Here is a 23,285-nt window from a genome sequence, read left to right on the forward strand (position 1 = left end):
TCGGCGAAGGCGAATTGCGACATGATCGCGCGCATTGCCGGGGGGACAGGATGCGGAATCGTAAGGGAATGCTGGTGGTCGCGGGAGTGATCGCGTTGACCGCCATCGCCGTGCGCCACCCGACCGTCGACCTGCAGCTGGTCACGCATGATTCGCGCGATCCTTCGCTGCACCGGATGCAGGCGGCGGTCGACTTCGGCTTGGTCGGCGTCTCCGTGCTGTATACCTGGACGGTGAACCGGTTGCGCTGAACACGGGCGCCACGTCCTTGACCCTCGTCCGGTGCCTGCGCCATAGCGGCCGGCATGGACACGCCGATCGAAGACCTCGCGTTCGAGGATGCACTGAAGGAACTCGAGCTCATCGTCGGGAAGCTGGAAAGTGGCGATACGCCGCTGCAGCAGGCGATCGAGCTGTACGAGCGCGGCAACAAGCTGCGCCAGCGTTGTGCCGACCGGCTCGATGCGGCGCAGGCGCGGATCGAGGCGATCCGGCTCGATGGCGACGGCAAGCCCGCGGGCGTCCGTCCGTTCGCGGCAGGCTGACGCGGTGAGCGACATGCCTCCCGCGCTGTCCGCGGCGCTTGCCGAGGTTTCGGCCGAGATCGACCGGCAGTTCGACGAATTGCTGGCGATTCCCGACGATCCGCGCGGCGACCTGTACCGCGCGATGCGGCATGCGGCGATCGGCGGCGGCAAGCGGCTGCGGCCGTTGCTCGTGTTCGCGACCGCCAATCTGTTCGACGTGGCGCGCGAATGCTCCGCACGGGCGGCGACTGCGATCGAGGCGATCCACGTCTATTCGCTGATCCACGACGACTTGCCGTCGATGGATAATGACGACATGCGGCGCGGCAAGCCGACGGTGCACAAGGTATTCGACGAGGCGACGGCAATCCTGGCGGGCGATTGCCTGCATGCGCTGGCGTTCGAGATCCTGGCCGATCCGGCGACGCATGCCGATCCGTTCGTAAGGATCGAGCTGGTCATGGACCTCGCACGCGCCGCCGGGCCGAGCGGCATGGCGGGCGGGCAGAAGATGGATATCGAGGCGGAGAATACGCGCTTCGACCTGAACACCGTCACGCGGTTGCAGCAGATGAAGACGGGGGCGCTGATCTCGGCGTCGGTCGAGGCTGGGGCGATCCTGGGGCGCTTGCCGCCTGAGGGACGCGTCGGTCTGCGCGGCTATGCGCATGACCTGGGGCTCGCATTCCAGATCGCCGACGACCTGCTCGATGCCGAGGGTGACGAGGCCGTCGTCGGCAAGTCGCTGCGCAAGGACGAGGTCGCGGGCAAGGAGACGTTCCTGTCGCTGCTCGGCGCCGAGCGCGCGCGGGAGCAGGCGCGGATGCTGGTGGACCAGGCCGTGGCGCACCTGCATAGCTACGGCAAGGAAGCCGACCTGTTGCGCGATATCGCGCGCTTCGTGCTCGAACGCGACCGCTGAGCGTATAACCGGGAGTTCAACATGACCGCACGCATTGGTGTCTATCCAGGCACGTTCGATCCGGTCACGTTGGGCCATATGGACATCATCCGGCGCGGCGCGAAGCTGGTCGACCGGCTGGTGATCGGGGTGACGACCAACCCGTCGAAGTCGCCGATGTTCACGATCGAGGAGCGGATGGCGACGGTGCGCCGCGAGGTGGCGGACGTCGATGGCGATATCGAAGTGGTGGCGTTCGATTCGCTGCTGATGGACTTCGCCGAGCGGCAGGGGGCGAAGGTGATCGTCCGTGGCCTGCGCGCGGTCGCCGATTTCGAATACGAGTATCAGATGGCGGGGATGAACCAGCAGATCAATCCGCGCGTCGAGACGGTATTCCTGATGGCCGACGTCGCGTTGCAGCCGATCGCGAGCCGGCTGGTGAAGGAAATCGCGCTGTACGGCGGGAATATCGCGAAGTTCGTGCCGGGTGCGGTATGTGCGGAAGTGGTGGCGCGGGTCGAGAAGATCGGGCGCAAGGGCAGCTGAGCCTCGTGCCCCTCCCCTGTCAGCGGAGGATGTGCTCGCACCCCCACGCACGTTCAGATTGGCGCAAGCGGGGATTTGCTCTAAGTGGCGGCAGCCTGGTTGCGCCGGGCCTCTTGCGAGTGGGAATTTGATGCGCTTTTTCGCCGGTATGTTCGCGTTGCTCGGGTGCCTCGTCACGGTGCCTGCGGGTGCAGCGCAGAAGAAGGATGTGACGCCCGCCGCGGTTCGCCTGACCCCGCCCCTGACGACGGACACGCAGAACCTGCTGCTGCTTGACCTGTCGACCGGCGGGCGCGTGACGATCTGGCTGCGGCCCGACGTCGCGCCGCTGATGGTCGAGCGGATCAAGACGCTCACGCGCCAGCATTTCTATGACGGCCTCGCGTTCCACCGTGTGATCGACGGCTTCATGGCGCAGGGCGGCGACCCCAAGGGCGACGGCACCGGCGGTTCGACGCTGCCCGACGTGAGGGCGGAGTTCAATTACCTGCCGCACGTTCGTGGTGCCGTCTCGGCGGCACGCTCGGACAAGGAGGACAGCGCGAACAGCCAGTTCTTCATCGTCTTCCAGCCGCGCCTGAGCCTCGACAAGAAATACACCGTGTTCGGGCGCGTGCTCGACGGGATGCAGTATGTCGACGCGATCGAGCGCGGCGAGCCGCCCGCGAACCCGTCGCGGATCGTCCATGCGTATATCGCGGCGGACAATCCTCCGGCGTATGTCGCTGGCCCGCCTGCCCCTGCGCTGGGTGCACCGGTGACGTTGCCGGGTACGGCGTCAGGTCCGGATGCGGCCAAGCCCAAGCTCGCGCCGGCTGCCCGCAAGGCGCCGGTGAAGAAGGCTCCTGCAAAGAAGTGATTTTGCGTTGAACGTCGACCTTTTCGACTTCGACCTGCCGACCGACAACATCGCGCTCCGCCCCGCGGCGCCGCGCGATGCTGCGCGAATGCTGGTGCTCGAAGATGACCGAACGCTGGATGCGGGCGTGTCCGACCTGCCGTCACTGCTGCGGCGCGGCGACATGCTCGTGTTCAACGATACGCGGGTGATCCCGGCGCAGTTGGACGGGCGTCGCGGCGATGCGAAGATCGGCGCGACGCTGCACAAGCGCGAAGGGCCGCGGCGATGGCGCGCGTTCATCCGCAACGCGCGGCGGCTGCGTGACGGCGACGTGATCGAGTTCGGCAACGGCGTCAGCGCGGCGGCGGTCGATCGCGAGGACGACGGGAGCTACGCGCTGGTGTTCGCGGGCGACGAACCGGTCGAATTGCTGCTGGAGCGTGCAGGCCACATGCCCCTGCCCCCGTATATTGCCGGCAAGCGCCCGACCGACGAACGCGATGCGGACGATTACCAGACGATGTTCGCGTCCGAGCCGGGGGCGGTCGCAGCCCCGACCGCGGCACTGCACTTCACGCCGAAGTTGATGGCGGCGGTCGAGGCAGCGGGGATCGAGCATGCGACGCTGACGCTGCATGTCGGTGCGGGGACGTTTCTTCCCGTGAAGGCGACGGACACGACCGAGCACAAGATGCACGCCGAATGGGGCAGGATCGATGTCGCGACCGCCGATCGGCTGAACGCGGTGCGTGCGGCGGGTGGCCGGGTGATTGCGGTCGGGACGACGTCGCTGCGGCTGATCGAGAGTGCGACCGGCGAGGACGACGTCATTCGTCCGTTCGACGGCGACACCGCGATCTTCATCACGCCGGGCTATCGGTTCCGTGGGATCGACGGGCTGATGACCAATTTCCACCTGCCGCGCTCGACTTTGTTCATGCTGGTGTCGGCGCTGATGGGGCGCGAGCGGATGCAGGCGGCGTATGCGCATGCGATCGCCGAGAAGTATCGCTTCTACAGCTATGGCGACGCCTCGCTTCTGCTGCCATGACGGGCGGCATGCTGCTCGCTCTCGCTCTGCTCCAGGCTATCACGGCCGCGCCACCGCCCGCTGGCACGCCGCAGCCGCCCGCGACGATCTTCGCCGAGCCAGCCGCGCTGTTCATCGCCGCGTGCGATGCGAACGGCGATGGGCGCGTGACGCAAGGAGAGCTGACCGCGGGCGTCGCGCGGAGCTATGCCACCGCCGAGGGCGCTGCGACCGGGTCGATCGGGTACATCGCTTATGCCGACTGGGCGCAGGCGTGGCTGGGCGATCGTAACGCGCTGCCTAGCCCGTTCGAGGTCGATCGCGACGGTGACAACCGGATCACGCTCGCCGAACTCCAGGCGCGGTTCGCGCAGTTCTTCACGCGGTTCGACCGCGACAAGGACGGCGTGCTGACCCGCGCTGAACTCATCATCATCCGCGGCGCGCCGGTCGGCGATCGCTACGGCATCCGCAAGAAAAACTGAGTCCATGACTACCCGTCCCCGCTTCGACTTCACCATATCCGCCACCGACGGCAAGGCACGCACCGGCGTCATCGCGATGCAGCGCGGCGACATCCGCACGCCTGCCTTCATGCCGGTCGGTACGGCGGCGACCGTCAAGGGGATGAAGCCCGCCGACGTGGTCGGGGCGGGCGCGGATATCATCCTGGGCAACACCTATCATCTGATGCTGCGACCAGGGGCCGAGCGGGTCGCGCGGCTCGGTGGGCTGCATGCGTTTTCGGGCTGGTCGAAACCGATCCTGACCGACTCCGGCGGCTATCAGGTGATGAGTCTCGCCGACCTGACCAAGCGCTCCGAGGAAGGCGTTTCGTTCAAGTCGCACCTCGACGGGACGCGGCATCTGCTGAGCCCGGAGCGGTCGATCGAGATCCAGCGGCTGCTCGGCTCGAATATCGTCATGGCGTTCGACGAACTCGTGCCGACGACGTCGACGCGCGAAGTGCAGGCAGCGGCGATGGAGCGATCGATGCGCTGGGCGAAGCGGTCGCGCGCGGCGTTCGATGCGGGCGAAGAGCATGCCGAGAACAATGCGATCTTCGGGATCCAGCAGGGCGCGCTGAACGAGGGCTTCCGGAAGTCTTCGGCGGATGCGCTGATCGATATCGGCTTCGACGGCTATGCGGTCGGCGGCTTGGCGGTCGGCGAGGGCCAGGAGGCGATGTTCGGGTGTCTCGACTTCGCGCCGGAGCAGTTGGCGGCCGAAAAGCCGCGCTACCTGATGGGGGTCGGCAAGCCCGACGACATCGTCGGTGCGGTCGAGCGCGGGATCGACATGTTCGACTGCGTGATGCCGACTAGGTCGGGGCGGACTGGCCAGGCGTTCACGCGGACCGGGCCGATCAACATCCGCAACGCGAAGTTCGCCGAGGATATGGGGCCGCTCGATCCCGCCTGCCCCTGCCCCGTCTGCGCAACCTGGGGCCGGGCGTATCTGCATCACCTCGTCCGGTCGGGTGAAATGCTTGGCGCAATGCTCATGACGGAGCATAACATCTGGTTCTACGAAACGCTGATGGCGGATCTGCGGGCGGCGATCGCCTCGGGCACGCTGACGCAGTTCGCGAATGATTTCCGTGGCGTGTATGCCCGGAAGAGTGAAGGAGAGCCCAAGTGACCATCAAGATCGACAGCGACACCCCGAACGAGATCCTCGCCGCCGCGAAGGAGGCAAAGCTGCAGGCCGAGGCCGCCGCGCACAACGCCGCCGAGAAGGCGAAGAGCTGGCCGCTCGCGAAGATCGGTCTGGGCGTCGGCATCGGCTCGGCGGCGATCGCGGGCGCCGTGTTGTTCGCCAACCGCAACAAGTAAGGACCTCCATGCGCCTCCTCCGCTCCGCGTTGCTGCTGACCGCAGCATGTCTTCCCGTAGCGGTGGTGGCGCAAACCGCACCTGCCCCGACGCAGGTTTCGGTCAAGCCGATCGCCTATACCGAGCGCACGCTGCCGAATGGCCTGCGCGTCTATGCGATCCGTGACACGGGCACGCCGAACGTGTCGGTCCAGGTGTGGTACGACGTCGGCTCGAAGGACGACCCGAAGGGCAAGTCCGGGTTCGCGCACATGTTCGAACATCTCATGTTCAAGTCTACGCGCAATCTCGTGTCCGAGCAGATGGACCGGCTGACCGAGGATGTCGGCGGCTACAACAACGCGTCGACCAACGACGACTATACCAACTACTACGAGGTGATCCCCGCCAACCACCTCCAGCGGCTGCTGTTCGCGGAGGCCGATCGGATGGCGAGCCTCGTCGTCGAGCCCAAGAGCTTCGGGTCGGAGCGCGACGTGGTGAAGGAGGAGCTGCGCCAGAGCACGCTCGCGCGGCCGTACGGCAAGCTGTTCTCGCTCTATTACCCGGCGCTCGCTTATACCGCGCATCCCTATGCGCGCGGGACGATCGGCAGCCTCGAGAATCTCGAGGCGGCCGGGATCGACGACGTTCGGGCGTTCCATACGACTTATTACCGACCGGACAATGCGATCCTGGTGGTGTCGGGGAATTTCGATCCCGCGCAGTTGAACGGCTGGGTCGACCAGTATTTTGCCGGCATCAAGAAGCCATCGGCGGCGATCCCGCGTGTGACGGTGGCGGAGCCTGCGCGGACCAAGGCGGTAACGCGGACCGTGTACGAGCCGAACACGCCGTTGCCTGCGGTGCTGGTCAGCTATCATGTCCCTGCCGACCGCGATGCGGATAGCGCGGCGCTGACCGTGTTGAACGCCGTGCTGGCGACGGGCGAGAGCTCGCGGCTGTACGAGAGCGTCGTGTACCGCGACCAGCTCGCGCAGTCGGCGGAGGCGTTCCTCGATACCAAGCAGGCGACCGGCAATCTGGTGGTCTACGCGATCATGGCGGGCGGCAAGACGGTCGAGGCGGGCGAGGCTGCACTGAAGCGCGAGATCGCGCGGTTCAGCGATGCGCCGGTGAGCGCGGCGGAACTGGCCGAGGCGAAGAACGAGATCCTGACCCAGTCGATCCAGTCGCGCGAGACCGCCGAGGGCAAGGCGAGCACGCTGGCCGCCGCCGTGATCGTCGACGGCGATCCGCAGGCGGCGGACAAGCAACTCGCGGCGATCTCGCGGGTGACGGCGGCGGATATCCAGCGGGTGGCGCGGAAATATCTGGGCGACGCCCAGTCGGCGACGATCCGGTACATGCCGATCGCCGACAAGCCTGCGGGCGGTGTGGCGGATACGATCGCAGTCGCGCCGACGGTGCAGGTCGCGGACCTGAAGGCACCTGCGAATGTCGAGATCGTGATGCCTGCGCCGGACGGCCAGCGCGTGCAGCCACCAGCGCCGAGCGCGCCGGTATCGCCAACGATCCCACAGCCGGTCGAGGTTCGTCTCGCCAACGGCATGCGGCTGGTGACGGTGGAGCGGCACGACCTGCCGATCGTCACCGCGTATCTGGTGACCGCCGGCGGTGCGGCGACCGATCCGGCGAACCGTGCGGGCGTGAGCAGCCTGGCCGCGGAATTGCTGACCAAGGGTACGAAGACACGGTCGGCGACCCAGATCGCGCGCGCGATCGAGGGGCTGGGCGGTTCGATCGGCAGCGATGCCGCGAGCGACGGTGCGTCGGTCGACGTGACGGTGAAGTCCGACCAGCTTGCGCCGGCGATGGCGATCCTGGCGGACGTGGCGGTCAACCCCGCCTTTGCGCCCGAGGAGATCGAGCGCGCGCGAACGCAGCAGGTCGATGCCGTCACGCTCGCGCTGAAAAATCCCGCACAGGTTGCCGGGCTCGTCGCGGACCGTGCGGTGCTCGGCGCCTCGCCTTACGGGGCACCGACCGGGGGGACGCCCTTGTCGCTGAAGGCCATCACGCGACCGGACATCGCCGCGGCCTATGCGCGCAGTTTCCAGCCGGGCCAGGCAACGCTGATCATGGTCGGCGACGTCACCGCGGCGCGGGCGAAGGCGCTTGCCGAGGCACAGTTCGGCGGTTGGAGATCGGGCACCGCCGTGGCGGCCGCTGCTCCTCAGGTCACCTATCCGAAGCCTCGCGTGATCGTCGTCGATATGCCCGAAGCCGGTCAGGCCGGCGTCGTCGTGGCGCGGCCCGCGATCGCCCGGGCCGATGCACGCTATTATCCGCTGGCGGTCGGCAACACCGTGCTTGGCGGCGGCTTCTCGTCGCGGCTGAACCAGGAAATCCGGATCAAGCGTGGGCTGGCCTATGGCGCGAGCAGCGGGCTCGACGCGGGCAAGACGCAAGGAACGGTCGCGGCCAGGACGCAGACCAAGAACCCCACCGCCGCCGAAGTCGTGACGCTGATCGCAGCAGAGATGGCGCGGCTGGGGTCGGCGCCGGTGCCTGCGGCCGAACTCGATACGCGCAAGGCCGTGCTGGTCGGCAATTTCGGGCGCGGGATCGAGACGACCTCGGGAGTTGCCAATATCCTCGGCGCGTATGTCCAGAACGGCGTGCCGCTGGGCGAATTGCAGCGCTTTACGGGTGCGGTCGGCGCGGTTGATCCGGCGGCGGTGCAGGCGGCAGCGGTCGCCTTGCTCGATCCGAAGGCCGCGAGCATCGTCGTGGTTGGTGATGCCAAGCAGTTCATCGAACCGCTGCGCAAGGCGTATCCAAACGTCGAGGTGATCCCCGAAAGCGCCTTGAAGCTCGACAGCGCAACCTTGCGGTAAGCAGTTCCTGCCAAGATGGTGCTTCGTCCCACTGTGGGACGGGCGGAATCCGGGGAAGATCGCGCGGTCATAATCGGCTATGCCCGCGCTTTAAGTCCGCCGCGTCAGGCTCGTCGGGCACAAGCGAGGTAAGCGGTTGCGCGTTCGGTTGCAGACCTTTCGGCTCATGCGCCGCATCTGGCTGGCGATGGTCGCGACGCTGCTGATCATCGGCGCCGGCATTTCCGCGCAGGCGGCGTTGCGCGCGCTGACCGGATCGAACGCCGTCATCGCCAAGCCGGCACCGGCGACCGTAGCGCCGGGCGTACCCGTGCCGCCGTCGACTTTGCCCCGGGATCAGGAAAGCGCCGCGCCTGCCGCGGGCGTGACCGGGACGATCGACCTGCCGGTCCTGCCGATCCCGGTGGGCGCTGCGGCAGATGCCGGGGTCGTGGCGGCACGGCCGTTCTCGATGGCAGGCGCATCGGCGATCGACCGTGATCGCGCGATCCAGTGCCTTACCGCCGCGATCTATTACGAGGCGGCGTCCGAGTCCGATGCGGGCCAGCAGGCGGTGGCGCAGGTGATCCTCAACCGGGCCCGGCACCCGGCGTTTCCCGGCACCGTCTGCGGCGTGGTGTATCAGGGCTCCGAGCATGCCGGCTGCCAGTTCAGCTTTGCCTGCGATGGTGCGTTGGCGCGAGTCCCTGCGCGGGCGGCCTGGGTGCGTGCGGCGCGCGCAGCGGGCATGGCGCTGGCCGGATACGTCTATGCGCCGGTCGGGCTGGCGACGCATTATCACACCTATGCGGTGACGCCCGCGTGGAACCGAAGCCTGGTGATGACCGATGTGGTCGGCGCGCATTTCTTCCATCGGTGGAAGGGCTATTGGGGCACGGCGGCGGCGTTCAACCAGCATTATGCCGGGGGCGAGCCGGTGCCGGGGCCGCATAGGTCGGTCGCGCCGATCGCGCCGCCGACGCCGCAGATGATCGCAGCGGCGGGCGTGGCGGCGGCCGGCGTGCCGTTGCCGAATGCGCCGGTCGTCGTGGCTGAGGCCAAGCCGGCTTATGCCAAGCCGGTTGCACCGGTGGTGACGGACATGCTGCCGCCGGAATCGCAGATTCTCGACCGGTGGAAGGATTCGGGGAAACCGTTGAAATAAAAGTTTTGCCTTCGCCCTGCCCGTTCTTGGCGGGAGAACGAGTGCCGCCTGCTCCGACGATCATATGCGGGGGTGCATGCCGAATTAGGTCAGGCGAAGAGTTTTGCGCGCAGAGGCGCAGAGGACGCGGAGGTGATGCGCTCGGGGTGGCCTTCGCGTATCGCCGTAGCGGACGACGTTGGGCTTTGCCGCTCGAACCAGCCTGCCTTTATGCCGCGCCGGGCCCTTCCACAACTATCTGAAGAGCCTCCGTCCGACACGGACAATAGTTACAGGCTTCGCCGGGTACTCCTCACCTAATGCGGACGTGGGTACGCAGCGTCGATTTATTGGACGGGTGAGGACAGGCCGCGTGGCAACGCGATACTGAAGCTTTCGGGACCGCGATTACCAATGCCGACCCCGTCAGCGTTAGAAGACCGGCAGTCCCGCTGGAGCCTCCGCGCTCTCTGCGCCCCTGCGCGAACCCCTGTTCTCTTCGACCAGCACACGAAGCCATCCGCACGATCGCACACAAAGAAAAACCCGAGCGCATCGCGCCCGGGTTTCGTTCACTTCGCTCTGCAACCCGTGGCGCGCCTATTCGGCGGCGACCATCGACGGGGTGCCGATCATCATGCGCTCGCCACCGGGAGGGGCGGCTTCGCGGGCGGCGCGGAGGATCTGGGTACGTTCTGCGCGGCTGGCCATGTCGTCCCAGGCCTTTTCGGCGCGGCGGCAGCGATCGCGGACATTGTCAAGCAGGGCGGCATCGCCGTTGCGGCGCTCTTCTTCAGCACGGGCCCGGTAAAATTCTGGATTATCGGCCATGCTGGTGCGCTCCTGCGGAAACTGGAAAGGGGTGATGCGGCGATCCGAAGACCGCCGCATCGCAACCGAGATCAGGTTGGCGGACCGTAATCCGCCAGCGAGATCAATCGGCTGGCTGGAGGTTCACGGCCGACTGCTTGCCACGCTTGTCGGGCTCGAGCTCGTAGGTGACGCGCTGGTTCTGGTTCAGCGTCGGCATGCCGGCGCGCTCAACCGCGGTGATGTGCACGAATGCATCGTTGCCGCCGCCATCCGGCGCGATGAAGCCATAGCCCTTGTCGGCGTTGAAAAACTTGACGGTTCCGGTGATAGCCATGAAGTGGCTCCTTCTTAGTATGGGGCAACCCGACGTTCGGGCGACCCTGTGCCGCGGAGCAGGGAAAGAAGGAGAAAGGTGCCGCAAAGCGCCAAGAACCGTCGATATGCGACTGTAGCTGAGCACTATATGGGCCAAGACCGCTCGAATTGCAAATCTTGCCGGTAAAATGGGTCAAGAACTGCGTCGATTACCGCAGACAAAATTTTCACGCTCGCCGCTATCAACGGCGATGATTTAGAACGACCGACGCCGATATTTCGGCGCCGGTCGAGCGATTTAGCGGCAGCGGGTGTCGTTGCTCGAGCGATCGACCGCACGGCCGGCAAGCGCACCACCGGCGGCGCCGAGCACCGTGCCCAGCAGGCCCGAGCCGCCCGGTGCGATGACGTTGCCGAGCACGCCGCCCGCGACTCCGCCGACGATCAGGCCGGTGGTGCCGTCGTTGCGGCGGCAGTAATAGCGGCCGTCGTTGCCGCGATACACACGCTCGTTGCGCGACAGGCGGCGCTCGCGGTAGCGGCGGTCGTCGCGGTAATAGCGGCCCGCGTCGTAGCTGCCATAGGCAGGATCGGGCCGGTCATAGTCGTAAGAGCGATAGCGCGGGTCGACGCCGTAGCGGCTGCCTCCGTCGCCGACGCAGCCGGCAACAAGGGTAGAGGCGGCCAGCAGGCCCAGCATCGCAACGCGCATTTCGTGTCCTTTCAGGGGGTTGATACTGAAAGGGTAATGATCGGCGCCGGGATTTGGTTGCCGGCGCCTATCCCATATCAGTCCTTGAGATTGGCGGGCACGGTGCCGCCGTTTTTTTCCAGCTCGCGCATCACGGCCTTTTGCAGCCAGATGTTCATCTCCGCGCTGCCGTCCTTGGCACCGGTATAGCCGAGTTCGGTGGCAAGCTCCTTGCGGTTGTCGAGGCTCGAATCGAGATCGAGCAGCTTCATCAGATCGACGATCGAGGTGCGCCAGTTGAGCGCCGATCCCTTGTTCGCAGCGATACCCGAGAGCACGGCTTCGACGTCGACCGACTGTGCGGGTGCGGCGGGAGCGGCCTGCGGAGTCGGTGCGACGGGCGTCGGCGCAGGCTGGGCGGCAGTGGTCTGCGGCGCGGGTGCGGGTGCAGCCTCGGGCTTGGGCGTGCCGAAATGGCCGCTGCCGAGCGGGCCCTTTTCACCGAAGATGGCGGACTTGATCTTGCTGAAGATGCTCATGGGTGTCTCCGTTCGTGTGATGTGACGCGGCGATAACGCCCGTGCGGACTTATGGGTGCAGCGCCGGTCGCGCCGGGCGACGAGTTGGACTTCGTGTGCGGCCTTGCCGGGAGCATGCCCCGCCCCTGCCCTGCCGCGCCTGTCCGAACGCGTCAGCCGAGCGTCGAACCGCGATCCGCGGCGAACGACGGTGCCGGGCCGGTGGCGGGGCGGAGCGACTCGCGCTCGGCCTTGGTGGGGACCGCGGTGGGATCGGGGCGGAAGGCGTCCGGCGCGCGATCGGTCGCACCCGGGCGAGGCTTGCCGAGCGCGAGATCGGGCGCGGCATGCTCGGCGGGGTTGGCCTTCGACCGCAGGAACACCGCCAGCAACGCACCCCCGAGACCGATCGCCGCGGCCCCGATCGACAGCGCGTTGATGCCGAACGTCTTGGGCTTGGGCTTCGGGCGAGGCTGGTGGGGGTGGCGATGGTCGAAATTGGGCATAGGGTTCGTCCGGTGCTGTTGTCTCGGGAGACTGAACGGGCCGGGGCGCTGGGGTGTTCCGGTGGTACGGGCTTTATGGATAACGCTGGCGGGCGTGGAGGATGGCGAGGATTTCGATCGCCGTCGTCACCCGGTAGACCAGAATGTAATTCGGATGGATCACCGCTTCTCGGGTTCCGGCGACGCGACCGGGGCGGTAGAGATAGGGGTGATGCGGCAGCGTCTCTGCCGCATGCCTGATCGCGGCGATCAGCCGTTGCGAGGCCGCGAAATTGCGCAGGGCGATATAGTCGGCGATCTCCAGCAGGTTACGGGTGGCATCGTCCGTCCAGACGAGCGCCAGCATCACTGCGGCCTGTGCGTCTCGATCACCTCTTGCACCATCGCCATCACCTGATCGTGCGGAATGCCGGGGGCGGTGGACGTCATCGCCTTCTCGACCTTCGCGCGGAACCACGCGTCATAGGCGTCCGCCTCTTCGGTGGTCGCGAACTCGGACTCGGTGGGCGAAAGCTTGGCCATGCGGCGAGTATAGCAGATGGCAACGGGGGCAAAAAGCCGCCACCCGTCGGTGGCCGGCCAAGTTAAGCAAGCACCGGCCAAGATTGAAGGGGCGGATTATGCGGCGTTGCGTTTGGACTTAGCGTTATAAAGCAATTCCATAAACAGTTGATCTGTGTCCCACTAGCAGAGCGTGCAACTCCTTGACGATGTTTGCCCAATCCCGTTATCTTCCACATCGCGCAAGCGGGGGGGGCAGCCCTCACATTGTGGTGGATGTGTAGCTCAGGGATCAGATATGTCACTTCGGTCCATCCACCTTCGTAAATTGCTGAAAATATTGTACTCCGACCAAGCGCGGCGCACGTCTGCGCTTCGAAGCGACATTCGGGAGGATATAGCAAGGGAACGCGGGGAGGTTGAGGGAGGGGGAGATTTTTACGGTCCTTTTTGGCGTGACGCGAAAGACCATGTTTTTGGCTTCTCTGATTTGACCGATGCGACGAGAACTCGAATAGAGAGCAATCCTCGAAGAACTAACCTATACCCCCGTCTCCACGACGGATTCTTGTTGTGGTGGAATGAACGCAGGCGATGGACAAATGAACCATTTTATCCAGCCGCAGCTTTAAAGGCTTATTATTCTATCGCGGATCTTAATTCTACGATTAAAGTCGACAACATACTTTCGGTTCGAGACAGCCGAGATGAAGATCATTTCATATATCCGTATTTTTCACCGGATCCGATCCTACAGGGTGAAGCCGCGCGTGTAGGTTTGTGGATTTTGCAGCAGGCATTCCCCAATATATCCCCTGCGAGCTTTCGAATATTGGATGTTATCCGCGGTAATACGTTCGGCGCCGACCGGACCCTATTAGAAGGCGATGAGTACGAAACGTTGGTACGTCGCTACTCTGCCGCTCTTACCGAATCGGATCGCCTAAGACTAGAATATAGCTAGTCAATTCCGCATTTAGCGCCCTCACGGAGAAGACGTGTGAAAGTTTTTGGAATTGGCTGCATATACTTCGGATATAAGTTCGATGGTGAGCAGATACCGCCCGAAATTGAGAATTTCAATGTTTTCTGTACCGACGTGAAAGATAGGCTTGAAACTGTAGAGAGTATTTCAGGAGTAACATTTAACGATATCGATACCGAGTACGGCAATGTTGCCGTTGTAGACGAGTTTGATTATCAAGTAGCAACGCCTATCCCGCACGGGGCTCGCGCCAGAATTTCATTCGACGTTTATATACCCTTCAGAGTGCAAGAGACGACGATCAGGTTGTGTGATGTGGAGCACCTTCATGTTGACATAGTCTACGGCTATGAACTTCCTGTCGCAATCGTATCGTATGACTGGCCAGATGAAGAAGGCGACGCCACCCCCTCAATGGCAGTCGCACTTGTTCGTAAATTTCTTGACAAGAGATTATCTGACGATTCGTTCAAATGCGATTGCATAGGACCGAGCCCATTCCACGCGAATTTCACCATCAGTGAGAGCAGTCTCGACGAGGGTTATTTTCTCCGAGATCGATCGGATTCAACACGGGGATATTCCGACATTGAACTGGTGTGCCCCTCCGGCTCGTCACTAATCGGAGCGTTTTATGCCGCGAATTTGGACGATGTATTTTCCAGTTTTTACCACTTAAGCGATTTAAGAGGGCGAACAATTCGGTCGCATACTGAAATCACTGCCGATGCCACAATGTTGCTCAGCGCAAAAAATGATGAAGGGCCGCTTTCACGCTTTCGTTCAATGCGGACACAACGAAAAACTATTGATTCGATCAATAGCGCTGTTTTTAAGGAAATGTTATTTCGAATGGACATAGAAAGTGCTTTGTCAGAAGCAGCTCGATCATCGAATTTAGCACAGAGCCCGCTCAACCCATTTTTTGATGAGTACCGAACCCTATTTGCTGAAAACCGATGGGGTAAGTTTTCTGAAGTCGCGAAATTCTTCGAAGAACGAAATCAAAAAGCGCTTAGCAATATTACGGCGGTTTTTGCTGGCGTCGTTGGCGGGGTACTCGGATCTGTAATTGGATCTCTAGCGACGTATATTTTGACAAAAGCTTGATAACGCTCGCATCACTTAACGCAACCAAGCGTACTTATCACATAACTCCGACCTTGCGCCCTCACCCTTCCCACGCCTTCGGCGCGGGCCCCTTCCCGCGCCCAAAGGGAGCGGGAGTTTGGGTTACTTCTCCGCCGACCTCTTCTCCAGCAACGGCGCCAAATACTTCCCAGTAAAGCTACCCTTGGCCTTCGCCACCTTCTCCGGCGTTCCCTCCGCGACGATCTCGCCGCCCTTGACGCCGCCTTCCGGCCCAAGATCCAACACCCAGTCGGCGGTCTTGATGACGTCGAGATTGTGTTCGATCACGACGACCGTGTTGCCTTGCTCCACTAGGGCGTGGAGGACTTCGAGCAACTTGCGCACGTCCTCGAAGTGGAGCCCGGTGGTGGGTTCGTCGAGGATGTACAGCGTGTTGCCGGTGGCGCGGCGCGAGAGTTCCTTGGCGAGCTTGACGCGTTGCGCTTCGCCGCCCGAGAGTGTCGTCGCCTGCTGGCCGACCTTGACGTAGCCGAGGCCGACCTCGACCAGCATCGCCATCTTGTCGCGGATCGGGGGGACCGCCTTGAAGAACTCGGCGGCGTCCTCGACCGTCATGTCGAGCACGTCGGCGATCGAATGGCCCTTGAACTTCACCTCGAGCGTCTCGCGGTTGTAGCGCGCGCCGTGGCAGACGTCGCAGGTGACGTAGACGTCGGGGAGGAAGTGCATCTCGATCTTGAGCACGCCGTCGCCCTGGCACGCCTCGCAGCGGCCGCCCTTGACGTTGAAGCTGAAGCGGCCGGGCTTGTAGCCGCGCGCCTGCGATTCCGGCAGGCCGGCGAACCAGTCGCGGATCTGCGTGAAGCTGCCGGTGTAGGTGGCGGGGTTGCTGCGCGGGGTGCGGCCGATCGGCGACTGGTCAATGTCAATGACCTTGTCGAGATACTGGAGGCCGGTGATCTTGTCGTGCTTGCCCTGGACGATGCGCGCGCCGTTCAGCTCGCGTGCGGCGGCGGCGTAGAGCGTGTCGATCGTGAAGCTCGACTTGCCCGAGCCGGAGACGCCGGTGATGCAGGTGAAGGTGCCGAGGGGGAGGCTGGCGGTGACGCCGCGCAGGTTGTTGGCGACGGCGTTGTGGACGGTGAGCTTCTTGCCGTTGCCCTTGCGCCGCGTCGCGGGCACGGGGACTTCGCGCGTGCCGTTGAGATAGTCGGCGGTAATGCTGCCCTTCGACTTGAGGATCTGCTTCAGCGTACCCTGCGCGACGACCTGGCCGCCGCGGACGCCGGCGCCCGGGCCCATGTCGATGATGTAGTCGGCGGTGCGGATCGCATCCTCGTCATGCTCGACGACGAGCACGGTGTTACCGAGATCGCGCAGACGGCGGAGCGTCTTGAGGAGCATGTCGTTGTCGCGCTGGTGCAGGCCGATCGAAGGCTCGTCGAGGACGTAGAGCACGCCGGACAGGCCGCTGCCGATCTGCGACGCGAGGCGGATGCGCTGGCTTTCGCCGCCGCTCAGCGTGCCGCTGGTGCGGTCGAGGTTGAGATAGTCGAGGCCGACGTTGTTGAGGAAGCCGAGGCGTTCGACGATCTCTTTCAGGATGCGTTCGGCGATCGCGTTCTGCTGGTCGCCGAGGTGCTGCGGCATGTCGGTAAAGAACTGGAGCGCGTCGACCACGGAGAGATGCGTGGCGTAGGAGATGTCCTTCATCGCGATCTTGACCGCGAGCGCTTCGGGTTTCAGGCGCGCGCCGCCGCAGACTTCGCAGGGGGCGGCGGACTGGTACTTGCTCAGTTCCTCGCGCATCCAGGCGGAGTCGGTCTGGAGCATGCGGCGGTTGAGGTTGCCGATGACGCCTTCGAATGGCTTGGAGACGTCGTACTTCTTCTTGCCGTCGATGAAGGTGAGCGTGACGGGCTTGCCCTTCGAGCCGTGCAGGATGGTGCTCTGGACCTCCGGCGGGAGGTCGGACCACGGCGTCTCGATGTCGAACTTGAATTCGCGTGCGAGGCTGCCGAGGACCTGCATGTAATACGGGCTCGGAGGGTTGGATTTCGCCCAGGGGACGACCGCGCCCTTCTTGATGCTGAGCATGTGGTTGGGGACGACGAGGTCTTCGTCGAACAGCAGTTTCTCGCCAAGGCCGTCGCAGGCCGGGCATGCGCCCTGGGGGGCGTTGAACGAGAACAGGCGTGGCTCGATCTCGGAGATGGTGAAGCCGCTGACCGGGCAGGCGAATTTTTCGCTGAACACGATGCGGCCGTCGGGGGCGTTGTTGCCGAGGATTTCCGATTTCGGCGTGTGCGGTTCGACCGGGTCGGCGGGGTCGACATAGGCGAGGCCGTCGGCGAGTTTCAGCGCGGTTTCGAAGCTTTCCGCGAGGCGCGTGGCGATCTCGCCGCCTACCACCAAGCGGTCGACGACGACTTCGATGTCGTGCTTGTACTTCTTGTCGAGCGCGGGGGCTTCGTCGATGTCGTGGATCTCGCCGTCGATGCGGACGCGCGCGAAGCCGGCCTTCTGCCACTCGGCGAGTTCCTTGCGGTACTCACCCTTGCGGCCGCGGACTACCGGGGCGAGCAGGTACAGGCGCGTGCCTTCGGGGAGCGCCATGACGCGGTCGACCATCTGGCTGACGGTCTGCGCCGCAATGGGTTCGCCGGTGGCGGGCGAGTACGGGATGCCGACGCGCGCCCAGAGGAGGCGCATGTAATCGTAGATCTCGGTGACGGTGGCGACGGTCGAGCGCGGGTTGCGGCTCGTGGTCTTCTGCTCGATCGAGATCGCGGGCGACAGGCCCTCGATATGGTCGACGTCGGGCTTCTGCATCAGTTCGAGGAACTGGCGGGCATAGGCGCTGAGCGACTCGACGTAGCGGCGCTGGCCCTCGGCGTAGATCGTGTCGAAGGCTAGGCTCGATTTGCCCGAGCCGGACAGCCCGGTGATCACCGTCAGCGTGTCGCGGGGGATGTCGATGTCGACGTCCTTGAGGTTGTGCTCGCGCGCGCCGCGTACGGAAATCTTGGTCAGCATGAGGCTGGTTCTACTTCTGTTCTGATCGGGAGACTAGTGGGAGAGATAGGAATGCATGAGGCCGGGTGCCAGTTCATCCGGTGCGATCAATCGCGCGAGATCGATCGCGTGCGATGGCGCAACGGACTGTAACACCGCTTGAAACGCCGAGACGGATTGGCGACAACCGGCGGGCTGACCTGAACGTCAGGGGAGCATGATGAGGGGATTCGACCGATGCCGCTGATGTTGGCGCTGACTGCCGCCGCCGCGATCGCCGAGCCTGCCTCGACCGCGCCGATGACGCCCTCGGGCCGGTGGAACGTCGATTACGGCGATACGGCCTGCACGCTCGGGCGGACATACGGCACCGGCAAGGCGGAGACGGTGCTGGCGCTTCGCCAGCTGCCGCTGGGGTCCACGCTCGAACTGATGGTTTACGTCAACGATCGAAACGCGACGATGCGGCTGGGACAGGCCCGGATCGCCGTCACGGGCGGCGCGACCGGAGAGCGATCCGACGAGAGCCGATACGAAAGTTATCCGACGCAGGCGACGGGCAAAAGGATGACGCGCATGCCCGTCGACATCGCGCTGTTCGAGACGTTACCAAGCGACCGGGGACCGAGCGAGACGGGGCCAGGGACGACGGGGCCAGCTGGAACGCGGCCAGCCGCTGCGGTGCTGCGGGTCTCGCCGGAGAAGATGCCCGGATGGGCATTCGTGATGCCCAATGCGAAGGCGGCGTTCGAGGCGTTGGCCAAATGCAACGATGCGACGGTCAAGCTATGGGGTATCGATCCGACCGAGCGTTCGCGGATCGCCCAGTCCGCCAAGGCGACAGGATCCCAGGGAAACTGGATTGCGACCGACGACTATCCGATGACCGTGGTCAGCAAGGGCGCGCAAGGGACGTCGACGATCCTCTGGACGATCGGCCTCGACGGGCGCGCCGCCGATTGCCGCACCGTGGTGACGAGCGGCGAGGTGGAACTCGACAAGGCGGCCTGCCGGGCGATCATCGCGCGCGCGCGATACACGCCGGCGCTTGGCTTCGACGGCAAGCCGATGATCAGCCACAGCACGCGCAAGGTCACGTGGCGGCTGCCGGGGACATGGTCCGGCGGCAAGTGATCATGGTCTAGCCCTGCCCCCCCACTAGCCGGGGTTGCGCTGCCGCTTTGGTGTATTATCTTTATCGTACACACCAGATGGATCAGCACGAGGGCGACATGGGCAAGAAGAAGGACAAGCGGGAGCGCAAGGCGCACGAGCAGGCTGCGGGTAAACATGGCGGCGAGCATGGTTGCGGACATGACGAAGGGCATGCCGGGGGCTCCAAACATGGTGGTACCGCTCCGCTAGCGGGCATTGCCGCGGCGATCGCGCGCCAGATGGGCACGCCGGTCGGTCGTCAGATGATCGCGGCGGGACTGATGGCGGCGGCCGGTGCGATCTCTAAGCATGACTCCAAGCCCACGGCGGCACGGCCTAACCCGACGCCCCCTGCCCCGCCTTCCGCCCCGCCGCCGCCGGCGGACTCAGTCGCTTCCCCGAAGTCCGACGCGGACGCGCAGCCGTCGCGCGGCTCGACGGGTCCGTTTGCCGGAGACAAGCCGGAACCACCCCGCAGCGATGCGCCTGCATTGCCCCCGGAAATGGCAAAGGTGCTGGATTCGGTAACCGTCGGGCTCGAACGGTTGTTCGCCGGGTTCGGTAAGCCGACCGGCGCTGCGCCCAAGAAGGATCCATCTGCGTCCTGACGCGCGAGGCGGCTCGGTAGACGCGGGGACCGTCAGGCTGCCTTGAACAAGGCCACTGGCGTGCGGCGACGGTCGCCTTTCGCAATATACATCGCGTGATCGGCGCGGGCGATGAGGTCGGTGATTCCGCCGGTATCGCCTGCGCCGCCGGCGATGTCGCCTTCGACGACGCCGATGCTGACGCCTGGTGCCGCGTCGGCGGTGGCCTGTGCTGCCATGGCGTCAGCGAACCGGCCGGCGATGTCGGTACCGATCATGCGCGCCCGATCGATGGCCAGGTCGGGCAGCAGGCAGACGAACTCGTCGCCGCCCCAGCGGACGAGGTGCCCCTGCTTGCCGATCGCGGCATGCGCGATGTCGGCGAGCGTACGCAGAGCGGCGTCTCCGGCGGCGTGACCGTGGGAATCGTTGAGTGCCTTGAAGCGGTCGACGTCGAGCATCATCACCGAGATGCGCCTCGCAGGCGTCCGGTGTGCGGCCGCCCGGTATGCGAGTGCGGCGGCGATACGGTCGAAACCGGCGCGGTTGAGGGCGCCGGTGAGCCAGTCGCGCTCCATCTGGTCGCGCAGTGCGTTCTGGCCACGCTCCGCCTGGAGGATCAGCAGCGAGAAGGCGCGGAAGATGATGAAGGCGATCTGGCCTGCCGCGAGCCACGCGCCGAGATTGTCCTGCATGCCGATGAGGCGGGAGCCGATACGATCGTCATAGGCGAGCCAGGCGCGGCCGAGAAACAGGGGAACGGTGATCGCAAACAACGTCGCGATGATCCAGCCGGTCTGTAACCCCTCGCGGCAGGCCAGGCGGACCGCGACGGTCACGACGGCGATGTCGAAGGCGGCACGGACGACGCTGAGATAGGTGACGCGGAGATGGAAATGCGCGGCGTCCCCGCAGACCATCAAGGGTGCCGCAACGACCGCGGCGATCGCCAGCAGCCGGGTCAACCGCGCGTCGGGGCGGTCGAACTTCATCACGGCGCCGGTGATCACCGCATAGCCCATCACCGCCAGCGGATTGCCGATATTGGGGGCCCAGCCAAAGCCGATGCGATCGTTCAGGACCGCAACGAGCGCGGTCAAGCCGACGATCAGGTGACCGCTGCCCCACCAGGTCGCCCAGCGTCCGAACCGGCCGGTCGCGACCGGGATGAGGTGCACCAGTCCGGCGACCAGCATGCCGAGGCCCGCGACGACGTAGAGGGTAGTAAGATCGAGCGCCACGGGGACCTTCTTGTTGGTTCGTTATGCGATCGAGTAGTCGAGCTTTGCTAAGGATTCGTTGTGGGTATCGCACTCCCGCGGTCATCCATCATATTCCCCCATCATCCATGCTCTTACCCGTCCCCTATTCCTCCCGTCATTCCGGCGGACGTCGGAACCCATGGTGGCGGGTGGGCCATGGGAGCACGGTATCGCCGGGTCCGCCGTAGCCATGGGCCCCGGCGTTCGCCGGAATGACGGATAGTAAGGCGGGCAAGACAAAGGGGGTTGAGCGCGGGTATGGGACTTGGTGCGAACCGCGGCTACAATCGCTTCCCGCGCCATGATCTGCTCCTTCGCGCTGCGACCGGCGAACGCGAACGGCGAACGGCGAACGCGAACGCGAACGGGAACGGGAACGGGAACGGGAAAAGGCGCCGGTGGAGTACCACCGACGCCCTTGCAAAATCACATTCGGTCTTGCTTGGCCGGACAGGGGCAAAGCCCCTGTCGTCGGTCGGCGCTGGAGCGCCGCCGGCCGGGCATGCCCTTTGGATCCAGATCTAGCACTTGCTAGATGTGGATGGGCTTGCCTTGCACTGCCATCGCGGCTTCCTTGATTGCCTCGGCATGCGTCGGATGCGCATGACACGTGTAGGCGATGTCCTCACTGGTCGCGCCGAATTCCATTGCGATGGCGGCTTCGGCGATCAGCGTTCCCGCCAGCGACGAGACGATCCAGACGCCGAGAACGCGGTCGGTCTTCGCGTCGGCGATGATCTTCACGAAGCCATCGGTGTCGCGGTTAGTCTTGGCGCGGCTGTTGGCGGCGAACGGGAACTTGCCGACCTTGATCTCGGTCTTTTCCTTTGCCGCTTCTTCCGTCAGGCCGACGCCGGCGATCTCGGGCATCGTGTAGACGACGCTCGGGATGACGTCCTCGTTGACGATGCCGGTCTGGCCGGCGATGTTTTCCGCGACCGCGACGCCCTCGTCTTCGGCCTTGTGCGCGAGCATCAGGCCGGGGATGCAGTCGCCAATCGCCCAGACGCCGTCGACCTTGGTGCGGAACGAGTGGTCGGTTTCGATCTGGCCGCGCTTGTTGAGCTCAAGGCCAATGGCTTCGAGGTTGAGGCCGTCGACGTTCGCTTTCCGCCCGATCGAGACGAGCACCGCGTCGGCGGTCAGCGTCTCGGACGCGCCACCCGCGGCGGGCTCGACGGTGACGGTCGCGACGCCGTCAGCGACCGTGACGCCGGTGACCTTGGTCGAGAGCTTCAGCTCCATGCCCTGCTTCTTGAAGAGCTTGGCGGTCTCACGGCGGACTTCGCCATCGAAGCCGGGGAGGATCTGGTCGACGAACTCGACGACCGTGACCTTGGCGCCGAGACGACGCCAGACCGACCCAAGTTCGAGGCCGATCACGCCGCCGCCGATGACGACCATGTGCTCGGGCACCTTCGGCAGTGCGAGCGCGCCGGTGCTGTCGACGACGGTCGTCTGGTCGACCTCGACGCCGGGGAGGGGCATGACGCTGGAGCCCGTTGCGATGACGATGTTCTTCGCGGTGACCTTCTGGCCAGCGATCTCCACCGTGTGAGCGTCCTGGAACGCGGCCTTGCCCTTGAGCCAGGTGACCTTGTTCTTCTTGAACAGGAACTCGACGCCGCCGGTCAACTCCTTGACGGCCTTGGCCTTCTCGGCGTGCATCTGGTCGAGGTTCAGGGTGACGCCGGTGAACTCGACGCCGAACTTCGTCATGTGGCCGCCCTTGGCCTCCTCGTAGATCTCGGAGGCGTGGAGCAGTGCCTTGGACGGGATGCAGCCGACGTTGAGGCAGGTGCCGCCGAGCGTCTCGCGCGATTCAGCGCAGGCGGTGCGCAGGCCGAGCTGCGCTGCACGGATCGCCGCGACGTAACCGCCGGGGCCCGCACCGATCACGAGGACGTCATAGTCGTAGTCAGCCATGCCTCAACTCACCTTTTAACTTATTGCGCTTCGCCGCAACGAGATCGCGCGTGAACCCGAGTGCAGCTTGCAACTGTGCCCGGGTGATATGGGAATAATCCGCGAGATAGCTATCGATCGAACCACCATACTCGATGAACTCAAGGAGGTGATCGACGTACATTCGGGTGCCGGCGATGCGAGCCTTGCCGAAGCAAACATCCGAGTCGGTCACGATGATACCGTCCCATGGCGTTCGATCTGGTGCTGTCATCTCGACCTCCGATTGCCTCA

25 protein-coding genes are annotated in these 23,285 nt (G+C 64.7%); 14 read left to right on the forward strand and 11 right to left on the reverse strand.

The genetic code is table 11. The features are described 5' to 3' along the window. Nucleotides 1-95 precede the first annotated feature (95 nt). The 11 genes from VH567_RS03770 (at nucleotide 96) to VH567_RS03820 (ending at nucleotide 9,667) form a co-directional block, all read left to right on the forward strand. Complete coding sequence (locus VH567_RS03770) at nucleotides 96-251, forward strand: hypothetical protein (protein WP_423323735.1); 156 nt, start codon at nucleotides 96-98, stop codon at nucleotides 249-251. A 54-nt stretch (nucleotides 252-305) separates the two neighbouring features. Further along, nucleotides 306-545, forward strand: a complete 240-nt coding sequence (locus VH567_RS03775; RefSeq protein ID WP_056060585.1) for an exodeoxyribonuclease VII small subunit — start codon at nucleotides 306-308, stop codon at nucleotides 543-545. Between the two features lie 13 nt (nucleotides 546-558). Beyond that, complete coding sequence (locus tag VH567_RS03780; protein ID WP_423323714.1) at nucleotides 559-1,449, forward strand: polyprenyl synthetase family protein; 891 nt, start codon at nucleotides 559-561, stop codon at nucleotides 1,447-1,449. Nucleotides 1,450-1,470: 21 nt separating this feature from the next. Continuing rightward, complete coding sequence (gene coaD, locus VH567_RS03785; protein WP_423323262.1) at nucleotides 1,471-1,977, forward strand: pantetheine-phosphate adenylyltransferase; 507 nt, start codon at nucleotides 1,471-1,473, stop codon at nucleotides 1,975-1,977. Between the two features lie 130 nt (nucleotides 1,978-2,107). Further along, a complete protein-coding gene (locus VH567_RS03790) occupies nucleotides 2,108-2,836 on the forward strand; it encodes a peptidylprolyl isomerase (protein ID WP_423323264.1) in 729 nt (242 codons plus the stop codon). A gap of 7 nt (nucleotides 2,837-2,843) precedes the next feature. Further along, nucleotides 2,844-3,869: a tRNA preQ1(34) S-adenosylmethionine ribosyltransferase-isomerase QueA gene (gene queA, locus VH567_RS03795; RefSeq protein ID WP_423323266.1), complete on the forward strand. Its 1,026-nt coding sequence runs from the start codon at nucleotides 2,844-2,846 to the stop codon at nucleotides 3,867-3,869. Nucleotides 3,870-3,877: 8 nt separating this feature from the next. Next, nucleotides 3,878-4,333 carry an EF-hand domain-containing protein gene (locus tag VH567_RS03800; protein ID WP_423323268.1) on the forward strand — a complete coding sequence of 152 codons (456 nt, stop codon included), beginning with the start codon at nucleotides 3,878-3,880 and terminating at the stop codon, nucleotides 4,331-4,333. 4 nt (nucleotides 4,334-4,337) lie between these two features. Beyond that, the gene (gene tgt, locus VH567_RS03805; RefSeq protein WP_423323270.1) at nucleotides 4,338-5,489 is read left to right on the forward strand and encodes a tRNA guanosine(34) transglycosylase Tgt; all 1,152 of its coding nucleotides are present in this window, start codon (nucleotides 4,338-4,340) and stop codon (nucleotides 5,487-5,489) included. Further along, nucleotides 5,486-5,683: a hypothetical protein gene (locus tag VH567_RS03810; protein ID WP_197978314.1), complete on the forward strand. Its 198-nt coding sequence runs from the start codon at nucleotides 5,486-5,488 to the stop codon at nucleotides 5,681-5,683. Before tgt ends, VH567_RS03810 begins: the two co-directional genes overlap by 4 nt. An 8-nt stretch (nucleotides 5,684-5,691) precedes the next feature. Beyond that, entirely contained in the window at nucleotides 5,692-8,523 is a 2,832-nt protein-coding gene (locus VH567_RS03815; protein WP_423323274.1) for a M16 family metallopeptidase, read from the forward strand. Nucleotides 8,524-8,689: 166 nt separating this feature from the next. Beyond that, on the forward strand, nucleotides 8,690-9,667 hold the full coding sequence (locus VH567_RS03820; protein WP_423323276.1) for a cell wall hydrolase: 978 nt from the start codon (nucleotides 8,690-8,692) through the stop codon (nucleotides 9,665-9,667). 579 nt (nucleotides 9,668-10,246) lie between these two features. On the opposite strand, the gene VH567_RS03825 is transcribed toward VH567_RS03820, so the two are convergent. The 7 genes from VH567_RS03825 to VH567_RS03855 form a co-directional block, all read right to left on the reverse strand. Further along, on the reverse strand, nucleotides 10,247-10,477 hold the full coding sequence (locus VH567_RS03825; protein ID WP_423323278.1) for a hypothetical protein: 231 nt from the start codon (nucleotides 10,475-10,477) through the stop codon (nucleotides 10,247-10,249). Nucleotides 10,478-10,580: 103 nt separating this feature from the next. Next, nucleotides 10,581-10,793, reverse strand: coding sequence for a cold-shock protein (locus tag VH567_RS03830; RefSeq protein ID WP_031394996.1), 213 nt, complete (start codon nucleotides 10,791-10,793; stop codon nucleotides 10,581-10,583). A 279-nt stretch (nucleotides 10,794-11,072) separates the two neighbouring features. Further along, nucleotides 11,073-11,486 carry a glycine zipper 2TM domain-containing protein gene (locus tag VH567_RS03835; protein ID WP_423323281.1) on the reverse strand — a complete coding sequence of 138 codons (414 nt, stop codon included), beginning with the start codon at nucleotides 11,484-11,486 and terminating at the stop codon, nucleotides 11,073-11,075. Between the two features lie 77 nt (nucleotides 11,487-11,563). Beyond that, a complete protein-coding gene (locus VH567_RS03840) occupies nucleotides 11,564-12,004 on the reverse strand; it encodes a DUF3597 domain-containing protein (protein WP_423323283.1) in 441 nt (146 codons plus the stop codon). A 152-nt stretch (nucleotides 12,005-12,156) separates the two neighbouring features. Next, nucleotides 12,157-12,489 carry a hypothetical protein gene (locus tag VH567_RS03845; RefSeq protein ID WP_423323285.1) on the reverse strand — a complete coding sequence of 111 codons (333 nt, stop codon included), beginning with the start codon at nucleotides 12,487-12,489 and terminating at the stop codon, nucleotides 12,157-12,159. A 73-nt stretch (nucleotides 12,490-12,562) separates the two neighbouring features. Then, nucleotides 12,563-12,835 carry a type II toxin-antitoxin system RelE/ParE family toxin gene (locus tag VH567_RS03850; RefSeq protein ID WP_423323287.1) on the reverse strand — a complete coding sequence of 91 codons (273 nt, stop codon included), beginning with the start codon at nucleotides 12,833-12,835 and terminating at the stop codon, nucleotides 12,563-12,565. Next, entirely contained in the window at nucleotides 12,835-13,011 is a 177-nt protein-coding gene (locus VH567_RS03855) for a stability determinant (RefSeq protein WP_423323289.1), read from the reverse strand. The genes VH567_RS03850 and VH567_RS03855 overlap by 1 nt, the downstream gene beginning before the upstream one ends. 979 nt (nucleotides 13,012-13,990) lie before the next feature. Between VH567_RS03855 and VH567_RS03860 the strand changes: the two genes are divergently transcribed. Beyond that, nucleotides 13,991-15,085, forward strand: coding sequence for a hypothetical protein (locus tag VH567_RS03860; RefSeq protein ID WP_423323291.1), 1,095 nt, complete (start codon nucleotides 13,991-13,993; stop codon nucleotides 15,083-15,085). A 123-nt stretch (nucleotides 15,086-15,208) separates the two neighbouring features. On the opposite strand, the gene uvrA is transcribed toward VH567_RS03860, so the two are convergent. Next, nucleotides 15,209-18,103: an excinuclease ABC subunit UvrA gene (uvrA, locus tag VH567_RS03865; protein WP_423323293.1), complete on the reverse strand. Its 2,895-nt coding sequence runs from the start codon at nucleotides 18,101-18,103 to the stop codon at nucleotides 15,209-15,211. A 216-nt stretch (nucleotides 18,104-18,319) separates the two neighbouring features. Between uvrA and VH567_RS03870 the strand changes: the two genes are divergently transcribed. Next, nucleotides 18,320-19,216, forward strand: coding sequence for an energy transducer TonB (locus VH567_RS03870; protein WP_423323295.1), 897 nt, complete (start codon nucleotides 18,320-18,322; stop codon nucleotides 19,214-19,216). A gap of 77 nt (nucleotides 19,217-19,293) precedes the next feature. Beyond that, nucleotides 19,294-19,845, forward strand: a complete 552-nt coding sequence (locus VH567_RS03875) for a hypothetical protein (protein WP_423323297.1) — start codon at nucleotides 19,294-19,296, stop codon at nucleotides 19,843-19,845. Nucleotides 19,846-19,877: 32 nt separating this feature from the next. Here the strand turns inward: VH567_RS03875 and VH567_RS03880 are convergent, their stop codons facing one another. The 3 genes from VH567_RS03880 to VH567_RS03890 form a co-directional block, all read right to left on the reverse strand. After that, complete coding sequence (locus tag VH567_RS03880) at nucleotides 19,878-21,065, reverse strand: GGDEF domain-containing protein (RefSeq protein ID WP_423323299.1); 1,188 nt, start codon at nucleotides 21,063-21,065, stop codon at nucleotides 19,878-19,880. Between the two features lie 552 nt (nucleotides 21,066-21,617). Then, nucleotides 21,618-23,012: a dihydrolipoyl dehydrogenase gene (gene lpdA, locus VH567_RS03885; RefSeq protein ID WP_423323301.1), complete on the reverse strand. Its 1,395-nt coding sequence runs from the start codon at nucleotides 23,010-23,012 to the stop codon at nucleotides 21,618-21,620. Next, complete coding sequence (locus VH567_RS03890; RefSeq protein ID WP_423323303.1) at nucleotides 23,005-23,265, reverse strand: DUF433 domain-containing protein; 261 nt, start codon at nucleotides 23,263-23,265, stop codon at nucleotides 23,005-23,007. Before VH567_RS03890 ends, lpdA begins: the two co-directional genes overlap by 8 nt. Nucleotides 23,266-23,285 lie beyond the last annotated feature (20 nt).

The organism is Sphingomonas sp. 4RDLI-65 (assembly GCF_049472435.1).
GTDB lineage: Bacteria > Pseudomonadota > Alphaproteobacteria > Sphingomonadales > Sphingomonadaceae > Sphingomonas.